A 14,703-nucleotide genomic window follows, 5' to 3' on the forward strand; every position below is an offset into this window, starting at 1 on the left:
GGGTTCATCGCGGCTATCTTAGGCTCGCTCAGATGCGGAAGATCACTAAGGGGCAGAGATGCGTGATCTGAAAATAGCCGTTGAAGGACGTTGGTGGGATACGTTGCTTTATAAAGGGAAGCTCCACGCCCTTACTCCAGAAGGTGACTGGGAAATTTTCGACTGGGATGCCGTGATTGCTGAGCTTGCAGAGACGGTAGAGGAACGCGCTGGAGCCGCTATTCAATACGCATTTCGATCGAGTAATGCTATTAGCAACGGCAATTTAAATCGTGACGACGTTATAGAGGGGTTCTCAAGAGTTCCAACGGAAAGTTTTGAGATCTCGTCTAAAAAGCTGCGAAGACACCTTCTTCTTAAGGGTAGTGCAGTAAGCTCATTCCCTAGCACATCAATGCTTATGCATTATGACAGAATGGTGATTTCATCTCTGGGTGGCGTCTACACTGAATACATAAACCCGAACGACGTTTCAATTGGCTCATTAAAAAGGATAACATCTGTCGCTACGCGACAAATTTCCGCAGCATATGGGAGGATCGCATGTGCTTCAGGCGAAGCTGGCTTGCGCCAACTTGATCTACAGCTCGAAAGCGGATTTCATCCGAATGAAAGTGATGGGTATCAGCTGACTCAAGAAAGCTGTGACGCATGTGATTGGATGTATCAGAACGTATCGGCGATGTCGTATCATGGAAATAGCATTATCGCGAAGTTTGATAGAACAAATGAGTTCTTCCAGCCAGCAGGCGCCCAGCAATCAGGAGGTGAAATTGAAGAGGGCGGTGTTGAAAGGCTTGAGTTTTCGGGAATAGAAAGTTTGACCGAAGGTCTTAACGAGAATAGGCGCAATGGAAAGGTTATAGCTTGGGGATCACACGATAAGATTTATCGAATTTCTGGAAGTATTTTGGAGTCTTTCAGGTTCATTTCGTCAGGGAAAAGATACGACTTAGGTGCGGTCGAGCTACCAAGTTCCGCAGGCGAAATTGTGTCGGTCAAAGCGGCACTATTTGGCGTCGTGGTTGAGTTTGACGCTAGTGTTGTGGTCATAAGAGGTGGTGGTGATTGTTTGATAATTGAGGGTGAGCCAATAAATACATCGACTTTCCCCCGGTCGAAAAGCTACGAAAATCAGCTTCACTTAATATTCGATGATCAGTTGTCAGTTGTTTCATTGAATTCGCCTATTGAAAGCGAGGACTTTTATCAGAAGAAGTTTGGTTCTAAGGCTCCCTCAGGGTGGTTTGGATGATTAGCGTTGCAGACAAATTGAACTTTGTTTAGTGTGAGCCCCAGTACATTGCCTCGGACTCGCATTCAGTCAACCGGTAGCCATGCGACCATAAGCTAAGACAGCTAAGCGGTATTCCCCCCCCCCTCACGCCGTATCCTCCGCCACTGCCGCCTTGTACAACTCGCGGATGCGGGTGAGCACGGGGCCGCGGCCTCCGTCGGGGCCGATGGGGCGGCCGTCGATCTCGGCGACCGGGGTCTGGGCGCCGAAGGTGCCGGTCAGGAAGGCCTCGTCGGCGCCGTAGGCCTCGACCAGGGAATAGTTCTTCTCGAACACGGGGATGTCGTTGGCGCGGCAGAGGTCGATGACCTTGCGGCGGGTGACTCCGTTCATGCAGTAGTCGCCGGTGCTGGTCCACACCTCGCCCTTCCTCACGATGAAGAAGTTGCAGGCGTTGGTCGTGTTCACGAAGCCATGCGGGTCGAGCATCAGCCCCTCGTCGGCGCCCGCCTGCTCGGCCTGCAGACAGGCGATCACGCAGTTCAGCTTGGAGTGGCTGTTGTACTTGGCGTCCTGGCTCATCGGCAGGCCGCGCACCTGCGGCACGGTGGCGAGGCGGATGCCCTTCTTCTGGAGCGCGTCGACGGGCTTGGAATGCTCGAGGATCATCACGATCGTCGGCCCGGTGCGGCTGAGCGAGGGGTGCTGGAACGGCCGCACCTTCACGCCGCGCGTCACCATGAGGCGGCAGTGGACGTCGGTCTCCATCCCGTTGGCCTCGCGCGTCCGCTCGAGCTCGGCCACCAGCGTCTCGCGGTCTAGGCCGATGTCGAGCGCGACCGCCTTGCAGGCCTCGTAGAGCCGGTCCATGTGATCGTCGAGAAACGCCCACTTGCCGTTGTAGAGGCGCAGCCCCTCCCACATGCCGTCGCCCAGCATGAAGCCTGAATCGTAGACCGAGACCTTCGCCTCGTCCCGGTGCTTCAGCTCCCCGTCGACGTAGATCAGGATGTCGCGGTTGCGGGGATCGTCCTCGGCGGAGTGGGTGGTCGTTTCCTGGTCGTGCATCGGGGGTCCTGCCTGTTCGTGTTCAGGCGGACAATGCGCCGGGGCGGCGCGGCATTCAATCGGGGCGGTCGTGCCTCAGCTGCACATGCTCTCGGCGGTGTCGATGAAGCGGGAGTAGCGGCGCCAGGCCTCGTCGGCGTGGGGCCGGTCGTCGAGTTTCATCCGCTGGAGCCGCTCGGGGTCGGAGAAGTAGCGCGCCGTCTCGCGCTGTTCGCTGCGGTTGAGCGTCTGGTGCGCGGCGCGCTGCACGCAGCCGCACAGCGCGGCGTTGTTGTTGCCGCGGTCGGACGCCATGCAGGCGTTGGCCACGGGTCCGGTGCTGCCACGCTCCCCGCCGCAGGATGCCACTGCGAGGATCGCCACCACGAGGATCAGGCGTTTCATGTGTTGGGACTGCCCCGGTCTGTTCTGCTCTGCCTTTTCGGGTCGCCACGGCCCCGTTTCCCGCGTGTCTCGGTCGCGTCCCACGTTCGGATTCTGCCTCAGCCGGTCGCCGCAGGCAACCGGGGGCCGGACGGAAAACACGACGGGGGCCAACAAAACCGTCACACTCGTGTGATCTTAAGCGCGTCGCAACGACGGGAGATCCGCAATGGACGATATGGGCAAGGACAGCGGACAGGACTGGCTGGAGGCGGAGCTCGCCGACACGCTCGACGAGGATTACGAGATCGAGCTCGAGGACGCGGTCCTGTCGATGAAGATCAAGGAAATCTACCGGAACGCTCATGGCGAGACGCTGCCGCGCCCGGAGTATTTCCGGGCGCTGCTGCAGCTCCAGTCCGAGCTCATCAAGCTGCAGGACTGGGTGGTGCACAACCGGGAGAAGGTGGTCGTCCTCTTCGAGGGCCGCGACTCGGCGGGGAAGGGCGGCGTCATTAAGCGGATCACGCAGCGGCTCAATCCCCGCGTCGCGCGGGTCGTGGCGCTGCCCGCGCCGACGGATCGCGAGAAGAGCCAGTGGTATTTCCAGCGCTACGTGCCGCACCTTCCGGCGGGCGGCGAAATGGTGTTCTTCGACCGCTCCTGGTACAACCGGGCGGGCGTCGAGCGGGTGATGGGCTTCGCCGACGAGGACCAGGTGGAACAGTTCTTCACCGACGTGCCGGAGTTCGAGCGGATGCTTGTCCGCTCCGGAATCCGGCTGGTGAAATACTGGTTCTCGATCACGGATGAAGAGCAGCAGATGCGCTTTCTCGTGCGGATCCACGATCCGCTGAAGCAGTGGAAGCTGTCGCCGATGGACCTGCAGAGCCGGGTAAAGTGGGAGAGCTACACCAAGGCCAAGGAAGAGATGTTCGCCCGCACCAACATCCCCGAAAGCCCGTGGTACATCGTTCCCGGCAACGACAAGAAGCGGGCCCGGCTGAACTGCATGGACCACCTGCTGTCGCTGTTTCCCTACGAGGACGTGCCCCACGAGGAGATCACGCTGCCCGAGCGGGTCTACAATTCGGATTACGAGCGGTCCGTCCTGCCGCCCGAGCTTTACGTGCCGTCGAAATACTAGGGCAGGGGGCTAGGCCGGCGCGTAGCTCAGACAGACGGTCTGCGCGCCGAACCTTTCGGTCCCGATGAGCCGCAGCGGCGGAAGCGGGCCGGCGAAGAAGGGTTTGCCCGAGCCGACGACAGTGGGCGACAGGTAGAGACGATATTCGTCGATGAGGCCGAGTTCCCCGAGCGTGTGGGCGAGTGCCGGGCCGCCGACATCGACTTCGCCCTCGAGTTCGGCCTTCAACTGGCCGAGCGCGGGGCCAAGATCGCCGCGGATCAGCGTCGCGTTCGGTCCGACAGACGTCAGCGTCTTCGAGACCACCCATTTCGGGCAGCGCCGCCAGGCTGTCGCGAAGGCCCGTTCCGGCTCCGACCAGTCGGGATTGTCGTCGTCCCAGTAGCGCATGATTTCGTAGAGGCGGCGTCCATACAGGCTGCCGGCAATGCCGCCGACGTAGCGGACCCAATGGTCGAACAGACCGGGCTCCGGCGCGAAGGAGTCGTGATCGACGTAGCCGTCGAGCGAGACGTTCATCCCGAACACAAACCTTGCCACCGCACATTCCTCCTGCCCGGTGGCCTGATCTTACAGCGTCACCGCGCGCCCGGCGACCATTTTCGCGCGGGGCTGCCGGGCACCGCGTGGGGGACCGCCAGACACGAGGTGCCTGCTTTCAGGGCAAACTGCGCGGTAACGTCACAGGCGATGCGCCGGTGCGCTGCATTGGCTTTGACCACCTCGGTGCGGCCTGCATGATGTCGGTCGGCGACGCGCGCGCCGCCACATGATATGGGAGACGAATTTGCTGACACGCCTGGTACCTGCCGCTTTTGCCACCTTTGCCCTGGCCGCCCCGGCCCTGGCGCAGACCGACATGCCCTTCGCGCTCGACTGGCGCTTCGAGGGGCCGTCCGCGCCTTACTTCCTTGCCATCGACAACGGATATTTCTCCGATGCCGACCTGAACGTTGAGATCACCGAGGGCAACGGGTCGCTCGACGCCATTCCGAAGGTCGCCACCGGCGCCTTCCCGGTCGGGTTCGCCGACATCAACAGCCTGATGCGCTTCCTCGACCAGAACCCCGGTGCGCCGGTGACCGCCGTGATGATGATCTACGACAAGCCGCCCTTTGCGGTCGTCGGGCGCAAGTCGCTCGGCATCGAAGAGCCGGCGGATCTCGAGGGCTCCGTTCTCGGCGCGCCGCCGCCGGACGGTGCATGGGCGCAGTTCCCGATCTTCGCTGCAGAGAACGATCTCGACATGGATGCGATCACGGTTGAGGAAGTCGGCTTCCCGACGCGCGAGCCGATGCTGGCGGAAGAGCAGGTCGACTCCGTGACCGGCTTCTCCTTCTCGTCCACGCTGAACCTGCTGCGCCTCGGCGTGCCGGAGGATGACCTCACCGTGCTGCTGATGGCGGATCACGGCGTCGACCTTTATGGCAACGCGGTCATCGTGAACACCGACTTCGCGGCCGAGAACCCGGAGGCGGTGACCGCCTTCCTCGGCGCCATCGCGGAGGGCTGGAAGGCGGCGATCGCCGATCCGGACGCCGCCATCGTGTCGCTGCTGGAGCGCAACCCGGCGGCCGATGCCGAGCTCGAGACGCAGCGCCTGCAGATGTCGATCGACGACAACGTGCTGACCGACTACGTGGCCGAGAACGGCCTCGGCGGGATCGACGAGGACCGGATGGCCGGCGCGATCGAGCAGACACAGACTGTCTACGAGTTCCAGAACGAGCCCGACGCCGCACTCTACTTCGATGGCAGCTACCTGCCGCCCGCCGAAGAGCTGATGCTTCAATAAGACCTCAAGGGACCGGCCCCCCGATGCGGGGCCGGTCCGCCAAGACCGGGCGCCCCATGACAAACCTCATCGACATCAAGGGCGTGACCCACGCCTATCGCACGCCGAACGGTCCGCTGCCGGTGCTCGACAACCTCGAAATCGGCGTACCCGAAGGCGAGTTCGCCGCCGTCGTCGGCCCCTCGGGCTGCGGGAAGTCCACGCTGACCCGCCTGGTCGCCGGGCTGATGAAGCCCGACGCGGGTGAAGTCTGGCTGCATGGCGAGCTGGTAAAGAGCCCTCGCAAGACGGTCGGCATGGCCTTCCAGAACCCGGTGCTGCTGGAGTGGCGCAGCATCCTCGACAACGTGATCCTTCCGCTCGAGATCGTGTCGCCCTCCATGCCGCGCGCGAAACGGCGCGAGCGGGCGGAGGAGTTGCTGGAGCTCGTCGGCCTGACGGGGTTCGAGGACAAGCGGCCGTCCGAACTGTCGGGCGGCATGCGCCAGCGGGCCTCGCTCTGCCGGGCGATCGTGCACAAGCCGGATGTCCTCATCATGGACGAGCCGTTCGGCGCGCTCGACGCCTTCACGCGCGAGGACCTGTGGCAGACGATGCACGAGCTTCGCGCGAAGGAGCCGTTCACCGCCGTTCTCATCACGCATGACCTGCGGGAGAGCGTCTACCTCGGCGACCAGGTGATCGTGCTGTCCGGGCGGCCTGCGACGACGCAATATATCATGGACGTGAAATATCCCGGGGAGGGGCTGCGCAAGCTCGACGGGCTCTACACGCCCGAGGCGGCCGAGATGCTGTCGATCCTGCGCGAGCAGATCCGCATCGCGCAGGGCCGCCAGCCCGGTGAAGAGGGGGCACACTGATGGAGCGGTTCCAGAAAGTCGCGGTGCCCGTCGCCGCAATCGTCGCATTTCTTCTCCTGTGGGAGCTGTTGGTCTGGGCGAACGGCTGGCCGAACTACGTGATGGCGTCGCCCTCCGACCTGCCGGCGGCCTACGCGCGCTTTGCAGGGCTGTTCATCGAGGGCAGCTGGCAGACGCTCTGGCGGACCGTGGCGGGGCTTGGCCTTGCCGTGATCTTCGGCACGCTGCTCGGCATGGTCATGGGCTTCTCGCGGATCGCGCGGGATGCGCTCTATCCACTTCTCGTCGGGTTCAACGCGGTCCCGAAGGCGACGCTGGTGCCGGTGCTGGCGCTCCTGTTCATCGGCCAGCACAATTTCAACACGGTGCTGATGGCGTTCCTGATCTCGTTCTTCCCGATCGCGGTGTCCGTCGGGATCGGGCTGTCGACGCTGGAGCCGGAGTACCGCGACATCCTGCGCTCACTCGGGGCGAGCCGGCTGACGATCTTCTACAAGATCGCGCTGCCCAAGACCCTGCCGGAGTTCTTCGGCGCGCTGAAAGTCTCGGTTACGCTGGCCTTCATCGGCACCAACCTCGTCGAGATCATCTCGCCCCACGGGCGGGGGCTGGGCGCGCTGTTCCTGTCGGGGCAAACCAATTCCAACTACCCGCTGATGTTCGCCGTTCTGATCGCGCTCGCCGTGCTCGGGATCATCCTCTACTACGCGGTGGTCTGGCTGGAACGTACCTTCGCGGGCTGGGCCGAACGGCCGCAGGGCTGAGGCCAACGGGGCCGGGCCCTCGGGCGACGCTCGCCTGCGGCGTCGCCCCGCCCGCCGTCCCGCGGGCCGGTGCCCTTTCCTCCGGGCGCGGACCTGATACATGGGAGCCGAGGCAGCAAGGACCCGACCTATGACCGACCGACTTCGCCTGACCATCGCGCAGATCAACGCGACCGTGGGGGACCTCGCCGGCAATGCCGCGAAGGCCCGCGCCGCGTGGGACGCAGGCAAGGCCGCCGGCGCCGACATGGTGGTCATGCCCGAGATGTTCCTGTCCGGCTACCAGGCGCAGGACCTCGTGATGAAGCCGGCCTTCGTGATCGATTGCGACCGCTACATCCGCCAGCTCGCCGCCGAATGCGCCGACGGGCCGGCCCTCGGCATCGGGGCGCCGGGCTACGAGGGGACCGAGCTCTACAATTGCTACTTCGTGCTGCAGGGCGGGGAAATCCGGGTCGTCCAGCAGAAGCACGACCTGCCGAACTTCACCGTGTTCGACGAGAAGCGCCTGTTCTCCTCCGGTCCGCTGACCGGTCCCTTCGATCTGAACGGGGTGCGGATCGGTCTGCCGATCTGTGAAGATGCGTGGCACGAAGAAGTGCCCGAGGCGATGGTCGAAAGCGGGGCGGAGATCCTCGTCGTGCCCAACGGCTCCCCCTATTTCCGGGACAAGTTCGACGTGCGGATGAACCAGATGGTCGCCCGCGTCGTGGAGAACGACGTGCCACTCGTCTACCTCAACCAGGTCGGGGGACAGGACGACCAGGTTTTCGATGGCGGCTCTTTCGTGCTCAACCGGCACGGGGTGCTGGCGATGCGGCTGCCGATCTTCCTCGAAGAGATCGCCCATGTCGATTTCGAACGTGGCGACGACGGCTGGCAGGCCACGCCGGGCGAGATCGCCGAGCTGCCTGACAGCCTCGAGCAGGACTGGCACTGCATGGTGCTCGCCCTGCGGGACTACATGGCTAAGACGGGTTTCCGGAAAGTGCTTCTGGGCCTGTCGGGCGGAATCGATTCCGCCTGCGTCGCTGCGGTCGCCGTCGATGCGCTCGGGCCCGAGAACGTGCGCTGCGTGATGCTGCCGTCGGAATACACCTCCGAGCACAGTCTCGAGGATGCGAAGGCGGTCGCGAAGAATCTCGGTTCGACCTACGATTTCGTGCCCATCAAGGAGGTGCGCGATGCCGTGACCGGCACGCTCGCGCCGCTGTTCGAAGGCTACGATGCCGACCTGACAGAAGAGAACATCCAGTCGCGGATCCGGGGGCTGCTCCTGATGGCGCAGTCGAACAAGTTCGGCGAGATGCTTCTGACCACCGGCAACAAGTCCGAGGTCGCGGTCGGCTACGCGACGATCTACGGCGACATGTCGGGCGGCTACAATCCGATCAAGGACCTCTACAAAACGCGGGTCTTCGACATCTGCCGCTGGCGCAACGCCAATCACCGGGACTGGATGGACGGCCCGGCGGGCGAGGTGATCCCGACCCGCGTGATCGACAAGCCGCCGAGCGCCGAACTGCGCGCCGACCAGAAGGACGAGGACAGCCTGCCGCCCTACGAGGTGCTCGACGGCATCCTGACGATGCTGGTGGACGACGACCGTTCGGTCGCGGATTGCGTCGACGCAGGCTACGACCGGGAGATCGTGAAGAAGGTCGAGCACTTACTCTACATCAGCGAATACAAGCGCTTCCAGTCGGCACCGGGGACGCGGCTCTCGATGCGGGCCTTCTGGCTCGACCGGCGCTACCCGATCGTGAACCGCTGGCGCGACCCGAGCTGACGGCCCTTACGTCCAGCTATCGTCGGTGAGCCGGCGCCCGAGCGGGCAGTCGGGGCGCGGCACCTCGGCGACGCGTGCGACCATCTGAACCACCGAAGCGGGGTCGGCGCGGCAGATCTCCGGGCTTTCCTGTCCGGGCGGATAGGCCCCGATCACCGCGAAGTCCGACGAGGCGGAGACCCGTTTGTGGCCGACCCCGGCCGGCAGGATCATCACGTCGCCCGCCTGAACGTCGAGTTGCGGCCCGTCGGGACCGCCGACATGGATCACGGCGCTGCCGGCGGCGACGCCAAGGACTTCGTGACTGGCGGGGTGAAAATGGTGGTAGTCGTAAACGCTCCAGCGCCACGTGCCGCGCCATCCGTTCGCCAGAAACGTCTCTTCAATCTGATCGGGTGCTACGGCGCTGCGGACCAGCAGGGCAGGCCAGGCGGGGTGGTTCGGGATGCCTCCGTTGGCCGGGACCATCACCTGGTCGAGGTCGATTTCTGCTGACATTGCGATGGCTCCACTCTCTCTGCGTGTATGCTTGCTTTGCATTTCAATCTGACATGCCACGTGAGGTTCGATCAACGTGATAGGCGCTTTTGCGCCTGTCGCTGCGTCAACGCCGGAACGAATAGCATGGCTCGTTGCTTCCTCCAGTCATCAGACGGCCCGCACCAGCGACTGCATCCGGTCGGACGGGTCGACCATTTGGAGGAAGATAAATGAAACATCTCAAAACTCTCACCGCTTCGGCCCTCGCGATTGCCGTGGCCGCTCCCGTTGCCGCCGCTCCGTTCGATGCCGGCGTCATCACAGACCTCAACATTCGCCGCGGCCCGGGCCCGGACTTTGAAGTGGTGGGCGTGATCCCCGCCGATGGCACCGTCACCGTGAACGGCTGTCTCGAAGACGCCGGCTGGTGCGAAGTGTCGTTCGACGGGCAGACCGGCTGGGCCTATGACCAGTACCTTGCCGTCGAGCCCGGCATGGCCGACCCGATCGACGAAGAGGGTGTCGAAGCCGACATCGTGGCCGACGCCGAAGCCGACGTGGCAAACCCGGAGCGCGTGATCGTCGCGCAGCGTCCGTCCACGGTCGAAGTCGACACGATCACCTACCAAGATGAAGCCACGGAAGGTGAACAGTCGCTCGGTGCCGGGATCGGTGCGACGGCGGGTGCCCTTACGGCCTACGCTCTTGGTGGTCCGGCGGCCGGTATCGTGGCCGGTGGGATCTTCGGTGGCGCCGCGGGTGCGGAAGCCAGCGACGAAGTCGAGCGCACCGTGACCTATGTTCGCGAGAACCCGGTCGAGACGGTTTACCTCGACGGCGAAGTCGTGGTCGGCGCGCAGGTCCCGAACAGCGTGCAGACCTATGAGCTGCCCGATGCGGACGGCTACGACTACCTCACGGTCAACCAGGTTCCGGTGATCGTCGATGCCGAGACCGGCACGATCGTTCGCGCAATCCGGTAATCGTTCCGATGCCGACACGACGCACATTGTGCGTCTGAAAGGGCCTCCACCCAGCCGGGTGGAGGCTCGTTTCGTTCCTGGAGGTGCGACCTTGCGCGAATGCGCACAGGATCGTCGCTTACATGCCAATTCCCTTCCTGCCGGTCAGGACTAGGTCGCAGGGAGATTGCAACTCTCGACAGAAAGGTTTGCCATGAGCGCTCCGAAAATTCTCGTCCTGTTCTACACGACCTACGGCACCAACCACGCCATCGCCGAAGCCGCGGCTGATGCCGCCCGCGAAGCTGGCGCTGAAGTGAAAGTCGTCCGTGCCCGCGAGACCGCCCCGCAAGAGGCGATCGACGGCCAGGAGCCCTGGAAAGCGCAGATCGAGAAGATGGCGCATATTCCCGAGGCGACCGCCGACGACATGGTCTGGGCCGATGGCTACTTCGTCTCCGTGCCGACTCGCTACGGCGTTCCGGCCAGCCAGATGCGCGCCTTCATCGACACGCTCGGCCCCATCTGGCAAGAGGGCAAGCTCGCCAACAAGACCTTCACGGCGACTACGTCCGCCCAGAACGTGCACGGCGGACAGGAGACGACGATCCACTCGCTCTACACCACCGCCATGCACTGGGGGACGATCATCGTCGCACCGGGATATGCCGATCCGGTGAAGTTCGAGGACGGCGGCAACCCCTACGGCTACTCGGCCCAGGCCGGCTCCTTCGACGAGAAGGGCAAGGAATCGGTCGCCTACCAGGCGAAGCGTCTCGTCGAATTCACGAAGAAGCTGACCGCCTGACGTCATGGTAAAGCTCCCCGGTCGTGCTAGGCTCGGCCGGGGAGACCGCCATGACAGAGAACAAGACGCAGCCGACCGGGTCCGACGTGACCGCTTTTCTCGAAGCGGTGGAGAATCCGGTCCGGCGCGCCGACGGCCTGGCGCTCGACGCGCTGTTTCGCGACGTCACAGGCTATGGTCCCCGCATGTGGGGGCCTACGATCGTCGGCTATGGCCGCTACCACTACCGCTACGACAGTGGCCGCGAGGGCGATTTCCTCGCCACCGGGTTCAGCCCCCGCAAGGCCAACCTCTCCATCTACATCATGCCCGGCTATCAGGACTACGGCACGATTCTCGCGCGGCTCGGCAAGCATAAACTGGGCAAATCGTGCCTCTACGTGAACCGGCTCTCCGACATCGACACCGACGTCTTGTCCGAGCTGATCCGCGCCGGGCTTCGCGATCTCGACGCCAGATGGCCGGTCAGCGGCCCCTAGAGCTCGCTCACCACGCAGGCCGGCAGCAGCCGGTCGAGGTCGACCCGATGACAGAGCTGCGTGCCCGGCGTCGTCACGGCCGCGCTCGCCGCGGCGGCACCCCATGACAAGGCTGTCTCCACCGGCTCTCCGCTGGCGAGCGCCATCGTGAAGCCGCCGACGAAGCTGTCGCCCGCGCCGACCTTGCTGTTCACCACGACCGGCGCGGCCGAGACGTGCAGCAGCCGGTCGGCCTCCGCCATCACGGAGCCATCTGCGCCCCGTGCCACGATCACCATCCGCGCCGCGCCGCGCTGGACCAGACTGCGGGCGAAAATCGCACTGTCGCGGCGGCTGGCAAGCGGGCGGCGTGCCAGTTCCTCGGCCTCGTGCTGATCCATGCGCAAGACGAAGGGCGGCTTTTCCTGCCCGGCGGCGAGGTGGGCAAGTGCCGGACCCGAGGTGTCGAGGATGATCTCTTCCGACGTTCCGGCGAAGTCGTGGCAGATGCGCGCGTAGAGGTCCGGCGCGGCGCCCGACGGTCCGCTTCCCGACAGGACGAGGTAACCGTCCCCGGTCGCGGCGTCGAGGATCGCCTGCCGCACGGCGGCGATGTCGCGGCTCTCCCATTCCGGGCCGGGCAGCATGAAGCGGAATTGGTCGTTGGTGGAAAGATCGGTGACGGCGAGGCTCTGCCGCGTCTCGCCGGGCGCGGCATGAACGACCGGGTTGAGCCCGGCCCGGCTCAGCAGGTTCAACAGGGATTGCCCGGTATCCCCGCCGAGCGCGACGAAGCAGCGGGCCTCTCCGCCAAGCTGGTGGATCGCGCGCGCCACGTTGAGGCCCCCGCCGCCGGGATCGGTGTCGGGCGGGCCGCAGCGCAGTTTCACGTTCGGCTGGGCATGCGCGACCGAGGTCGCGAGGTCGAGCGCGGGATTCAGGGTGACGGTCAGGATATCGCGCATGTGAGCGGCCTTCGGTGACGTTGCCGCGGGAGAGTGCCAGTCGCCGCGCGACCTGCCAAGCCTTTGTCAGTCGGGCGGCCTTCGCCCGTCTCGCGCGTCTCCGGTCTTCTTTGGGCTTTCAAATATTCGCGGGGGTGAATTGGCCGAAGGCCAAGAGGGGGCAGAAAGCCCCCTGTTTCGCCCGATCGTCAGGGAGGGCGCCCAAGGCGCGCGCGCGAGCGCGCTCCGCCGGATCAGGCCTGCGTCAGTCCCACCACTGGTCGATGGCGGCGATGTCGTCGTCGGACCAGCCGAAGTGGTGGGCGAACTCGTGCACCGTCACATGCGCGACGAGGTCGGTGAAGGTGACGTTGCCGCGCTCCGCCCACTCGTCCAGCAACGCGCGGCGGAACAGCCAGACCGTGTCCGGCCCCGACGGCACGTCCATCACCGATTTCTGGGTCAGCGGCACGCCGTCATACAGGCCCGAGATGTCGAACGGCCCGGCTTCCATGTCCTCGAGCACATCGTCGGGCGGAAACTCCACGACGCGCAGGCTGACCGCGCGCGCGGCGTCGCGGAAGGTCTCGGGCAGCGTCTCCACCGTGTCGCGGGCGATCTGCTCTATCTCGTCGAGGGTCGGTGCGGTCAGGTCCATGGGCTTCGATATGGACAAAAGCCCGGCCTTGTGAAAGAGCCTCGGCGCATGACAACCACCCGTTTCGCCCCTTCGCCGACCGGCTACCTGCACATCGGCAACCTGCGCGCCGCGCTGTTCAACTTCGCCATCGCCCGCAAGGCCGGCGGAACGTTCATCCTGCGCATCGACGACACCGATCCCGAGCGGTCGAAGCAGGAGTACGTGGATGCGATCCGCGAGGACCTGACGTGGCTCGGCCTGAGCTGGGACCGGGAGGAACGGCAATCGGACCGGATCGCGCGCTACATGGAGGTCAAGCAGCAGCTGATCGACATGGGGCGGCTCTACGAGTGTTTCGAAAGCCCGACCGAGCTGGACCTGAAGCGGAAGAAGCAGCTCAACATGGGCCGCCCGCCGGTTTATGACCGCGCCGCTCTCGACCTCTCCGAGGCGGAGAAGGACAAGCTGCGCGAGGAACGCGGCGGCTACTGGCGCTTCAAGCTGGACCATGCGCGGATCGAGTGGACCGACGGCATCCTCGGCGATATCTCCATCGACGCAGCGAGCGTGTCGGACCCGGTGCTGATCCGCGCGGACGGGCAGGTGCTGTATACCTTCGCGTCGGTCGTGGACGACACCGACTTCGGGATCACCGACGTCGTGCGCGGCTCGGACCACGTGACCAACACGGCGACGCAGATCCAGATCATCGAGGCGATCGGCGGCACGGTTCCGGCCTTCGCGCACCATTCGCTGCTGACCGGCCCGCAGGGTGAGGCGCTGTCGAAGCGGCTCGGCACCCTGTCGCTGCGCGATTTGCGCGCGCGGGGCATCGCGCCGATGGCGATCCTGTCGCTGATGGCGCGGCTCGGCTCCTCCGATCCGGTCGAACTGCGTGAGACGGTGGACGAGATCGTCGAGGGCTTCGACATCGGCAGCTTCGGCTCCGCCCCGACCAAGTTCGACAGCGAGGACCTGATCCCGCTCACTCACCGCTGGCTGTCCCATCGACCATACGAGGCCGTGAAGGCAGACGTGCTGGCGCTTGGCGTGCCGGAAGAGCTCGGCCCCACATTCTGGGACGTCGTCCGCGAGAATATCGACACGCTTGAGAGCATGTCGGGCTGGTGGGCGCTGTTCAACGAAGGCGGCGAGGCCAAGGTCGATGACGAGGACCGCGCCTTCGTGGACGAGGCGTTCGCCATGCTGGGCGAACCGCCGTACGGCCCCGAAACCTGGAGCGAGTGGACTTCCGCGGTGAAGGAGGCGACGGGCCGCAAGGGCAAGGGGCTGTTCATGCCGCTCCGCCGCGCGGTGACCGGCATGGATCGCGGCCCGGAAATGGCCGACGTCATGCGGCTGATGCAGGTGAAGCCCAAACCTTGATC

Annotated in this window: 16 protein-coding genes; 10 read left to right on the forward strand and 6 right to left on the reverse strand. The window is 64.5% G+C overall.

All coding sequences use genetic code 11. The features are described from left to right. Positions 1-58: 58 nt before the first annotated feature. Positions 59-1,255, forward strand: coding sequence for a hypothetical protein (locus I8N54_RS03875; protein ID WP_140193828.1), 1,197 nt, complete (start codon positions 59-61; stop codon positions 1,253-1,255). A 126-nt stretch (positions 1,256-1,381) separates the two neighbouring features. Here the strand turns inward: I8N54_RS03875 and I8N54_RS03880 are convergent, their stop codons facing one another. Together I8N54_RS03880 and I8N54_RS03885 are read right to left on the reverse strand one after the other, a co-directional pair. Then, positions 1,382-2,305, reverse strand: a complete 924-nt coding sequence (locus I8N54_RS03880; protein ID WP_140193827.1) for an aminotransferase class IV — start codon at positions 2,303-2,305, stop codon at positions 1,382-1,384. A gap of 75 nt (positions 2,306-2,380) precedes the next feature. After that, positions 2,381-2,689, reverse strand: coding sequence for a hypothetical protein (locus I8N54_RS03885; RefSeq protein WP_140193826.1), 309 nt, complete (start codon positions 2,687-2,689; stop codon positions 2,381-2,383). 217 nt (positions 2,690-2,906) lie between these two features. Between I8N54_RS03885 and ppk2 the strand changes: the two genes are divergently transcribed. Continuing rightward, the gene (gene ppk2, locus I8N54_RS03890; RefSeq protein WP_140195613.1) at positions 2,907-3,815 is read left to right on the forward strand and encodes a polyphosphate kinase 2; all 909 of its coding nucleotides are present in this window, start codon (positions 2,907-2,909) and stop codon (positions 3,813-3,815) included. Positions 3,816-3,824: 9 nt separating this feature from the next. Here ppk2 and I8N54_RS03895 read toward each other — a convergent pair whose 3' ends face one another. Next, positions 3,825-4,355 (reverse strand): dihydrofolate reductase family protein, encoded by a 531-nt coding sequence (locus I8N54_RS03895; RefSeq protein WP_140193825.1) that lies wholly within the window; start codon positions 4,353-4,355, stop codon positions 3,825-3,827. Between the two features lie 247 nt (positions 4,356-4,602). Here I8N54_RS03895 and I8N54_RS03900 point away from each other — a divergent pair, with 247 nt between their 5' ends. The 4 genes from I8N54_RS03900 (at position 4,603) to I8N54_RS03915 (ending at position 9,023) form a co-directional block, all read left to right on the forward strand. Beyond that, positions 4,603-5,610: an ABC transporter substrate-binding protein gene (locus tag I8N54_RS03900; protein ID WP_231592504.1), complete on the forward strand. Its 1,008-nt coding sequence runs from the start codon at positions 4,603-4,605 to the stop codon at positions 5,608-5,610. 56 nt (positions 5,611-5,666) lie between these two features. Continuing rightward, a complete protein-coding gene (locus I8N54_RS03905; RefSeq protein ID WP_140193823.1) occupies positions 5,667-6,470 on the forward strand; it encodes an ABC transporter ATP-binding protein in 804 nt (267 codons plus the stop codon). Then, positions 6,470-7,234: an ABC transporter permease gene (locus I8N54_RS03910; protein ID WP_140193822.1), complete on the forward strand. Its 765-nt coding sequence runs from the start codon at positions 6,470-6,472 to the stop codon at positions 7,232-7,234. Before I8N54_RS03905 ends, I8N54_RS03910 begins: the two co-directional genes overlap by 1 nt. A 130-nt stretch (positions 7,235-7,364) precedes the next feature. After that, positions 7,365-9,023 (forward strand): NAD+ synthase, encoded by a 1,659-nt coding sequence (locus I8N54_RS03915; protein ID WP_140193821.1) that lies wholly within the window; start codon positions 7,365-7,367, stop codon positions 9,021-9,023. 6 nt (positions 9,024-9,029) lie between these two features. Here I8N54_RS03915 and I8N54_RS03920 read toward each other — a convergent pair whose 3' ends face one another. Next, positions 9,030-9,521 (reverse strand): cupin domain-containing protein, encoded by a 492-nt coding sequence (locus I8N54_RS03920; protein ID WP_231592501.1) that lies wholly within the window; start codon positions 9,519-9,521, stop codon positions 9,030-9,032. A 212-nt stretch (positions 9,522-9,733) separates the two neighbouring features. Between I8N54_RS03920 and I8N54_RS03925 the strand changes: the two genes are divergently transcribed. The 3 genes from I8N54_RS03925 to I8N54_RS03935 all read left to right on the forward strand — a co-directional run bounded on the left by I8N54_RS03925 (position 9,734) and on the right by I8N54_RS03935 (position 11,752). Next, positions 9,734-10,486: a DUF1236 domain-containing protein gene (locus tag I8N54_RS03925; protein ID WP_140193820.1), complete on the forward strand. Its 753-nt coding sequence runs from the start codon at positions 9,734-9,736 to the stop codon at positions 10,484-10,486. Between the two features lie 193 nt (positions 10,487-10,679). After that, positions 10,680-11,273: an NAD(P)H-dependent oxidoreductase gene (locus tag I8N54_RS03930; RefSeq protein ID WP_140193819.1), complete on the forward strand. Its 594-nt coding sequence runs from the start codon at positions 10,680-10,682 to the stop codon at positions 11,271-11,273. Positions 11,274-11,323: 50 nt separating this feature from the next. Further along, positions 11,324-11,752 carry a DUF1801 domain-containing protein gene (locus tag I8N54_RS03935; RefSeq protein ID WP_140193818.1) on the forward strand — a complete coding sequence of 143 codons (429 nt, stop codon included), beginning with the start codon at positions 11,324-11,326 and terminating at the stop codon, positions 11,750-11,752. Here I8N54_RS03935 and I8N54_RS03940 read toward each other — a convergent pair. After that, entirely contained in the window at positions 11,749-12,696 is a 948-nt protein-coding gene (locus tag I8N54_RS03940) for a 1-phosphofructokinase family hexose kinase (RefSeq protein ID WP_140193817.1), read from the reverse strand. The two genes, I8N54_RS03935 and I8N54_RS03940, sit on opposite strands and share 4 nt — an antisense overlap. Positions 12,697-12,940: 244 nt before the next feature. Further along, positions 12,941-13,333, reverse strand: coding sequence for a metallopeptidase family protein (locus I8N54_RS03945; RefSeq protein ID WP_140193816.1), 393 nt, complete (start codon positions 13,331-13,333; stop codon positions 12,941-12,943). A gap of 48 nt (positions 13,334-13,381) precedes the next feature. On the opposite strand from I8N54_RS03945, the gene gltX reads away from it, so the two are divergent. After that, positions 13,382-14,701, forward strand: coding sequence for a glutamate--tRNA ligase (gene gltX, locus I8N54_RS03950; RefSeq protein ID WP_140193815.1), 1,320 nt, complete (start codon positions 13,382-13,384; stop codon positions 14,699-14,701). The last annotated feature ends 2 nt before the right edge of the window (positions 14,702-14,703 follow it).

This window comes from Pelagovum pacificum, from assembly GCF_016134045.1.
Lineage (GTDB): Bacteria > Pseudomonadota > Alphaproteobacteria > Rhodobacterales > Rhodobacteraceae > Oceanicola > Oceanicola pacificus_A.

Excerpts from the sequence above, each read along its gene's own strand:
- I8N54_RS03875 (WP_140193828.1), top strand. The coding sequence starts at position 59 with ATGCGTGATCTGAAAATAGCCGTTGAAGGACGTTGGTGGGATACGTTG.
- I8N54_RS03880 (WP_140193827.1), bottom strand. The coding sequence starts at position 2,305 with ATGCACGACCAGGAAACGACCACCCACTCCGCCGAGGACGATCCCCGC.
- I8N54_RS03885 (WP_140193826.1), bottom strand. The coding sequence starts at position 2,689 with ATGAAACGCCTGATCCTCGTGGTGGCGATCCTCGCAGTGGCATCCTGC.
- ppk2 (WP_140195613.1), top strand. The coding sequence starts at position 2,907 with ATGGGCAAGGACAGCGGACAGGACTGGCTGGAGGCGGAGCTCGCCGAC.
- I8N54_RS03905 (WP_140193823.1), top strand. The coding sequence starts at position 5,667 with ATGACAAACCTCATCGACATCAAGGGCGTGACCCACGCCTATCGCACG.
- I8N54_RS03910 (WP_140193822.1), top strand. The coding sequence starts at position 6,470 with ATGGAGCGGTTCCAGAAAGTCGCGGTGCCCGTCGCCGCAATCGTCGCA.
- I8N54_RS03915 (WP_140193821.1), top strand. The coding sequence starts at position 7,365 with ATGACCGACCGACTTCGCCTGACCATCGCGCAGATCAACGCGACCGTG.
- I8N54_RS03920 (WP_231592501.1), bottom strand. The coding sequence starts at position 9,521 with ATGTCAGCAGAAATCGACCTCGACCAGGTGATGGTCCCGGCCAACGGA.
- I8N54_RS03925 (WP_140193820.1), top strand. The coding sequence starts at position 9,734 with ATGAAACATCTCAAAACTCTCACCGCTTCGGCCCTCGCGATTGCCGTG.
- I8N54_RS03930 (WP_140193819.1), top strand. The coding sequence starts at position 10,680 with ATGAGCGCTCCGAAAATTCTCGTCCTGTTCTACACGACCTACGGCACC.
- I8N54_RS03935 (WP_140193818.1), top strand. The coding sequence starts at position 11,324 with ATGACAGAGAACAAGACGCAGCCGACCGGGTCCGACGTGACCGCTTTT.
- I8N54_RS03940 (WP_140193817.1), bottom strand. The coding sequence starts at position 12,696 with ATGCGCGATATCCTGACCGTCACCCTGAATCCCGCGCTCGACCTCGCG.
- I8N54_RS03945 (WP_140193816.1), bottom strand. The coding sequence starts at position 13,333 with ATGGACCTGACCGCACCGACCCTCGACGAGATAGAGCAGATCGCCCGC.
- gltX (WP_140193815.1), top strand. The coding sequence starts at position 13,382 with ATGACAACCACCCGTTTCGCCCCTTCGCCGACCGGCTACCTGCACATC.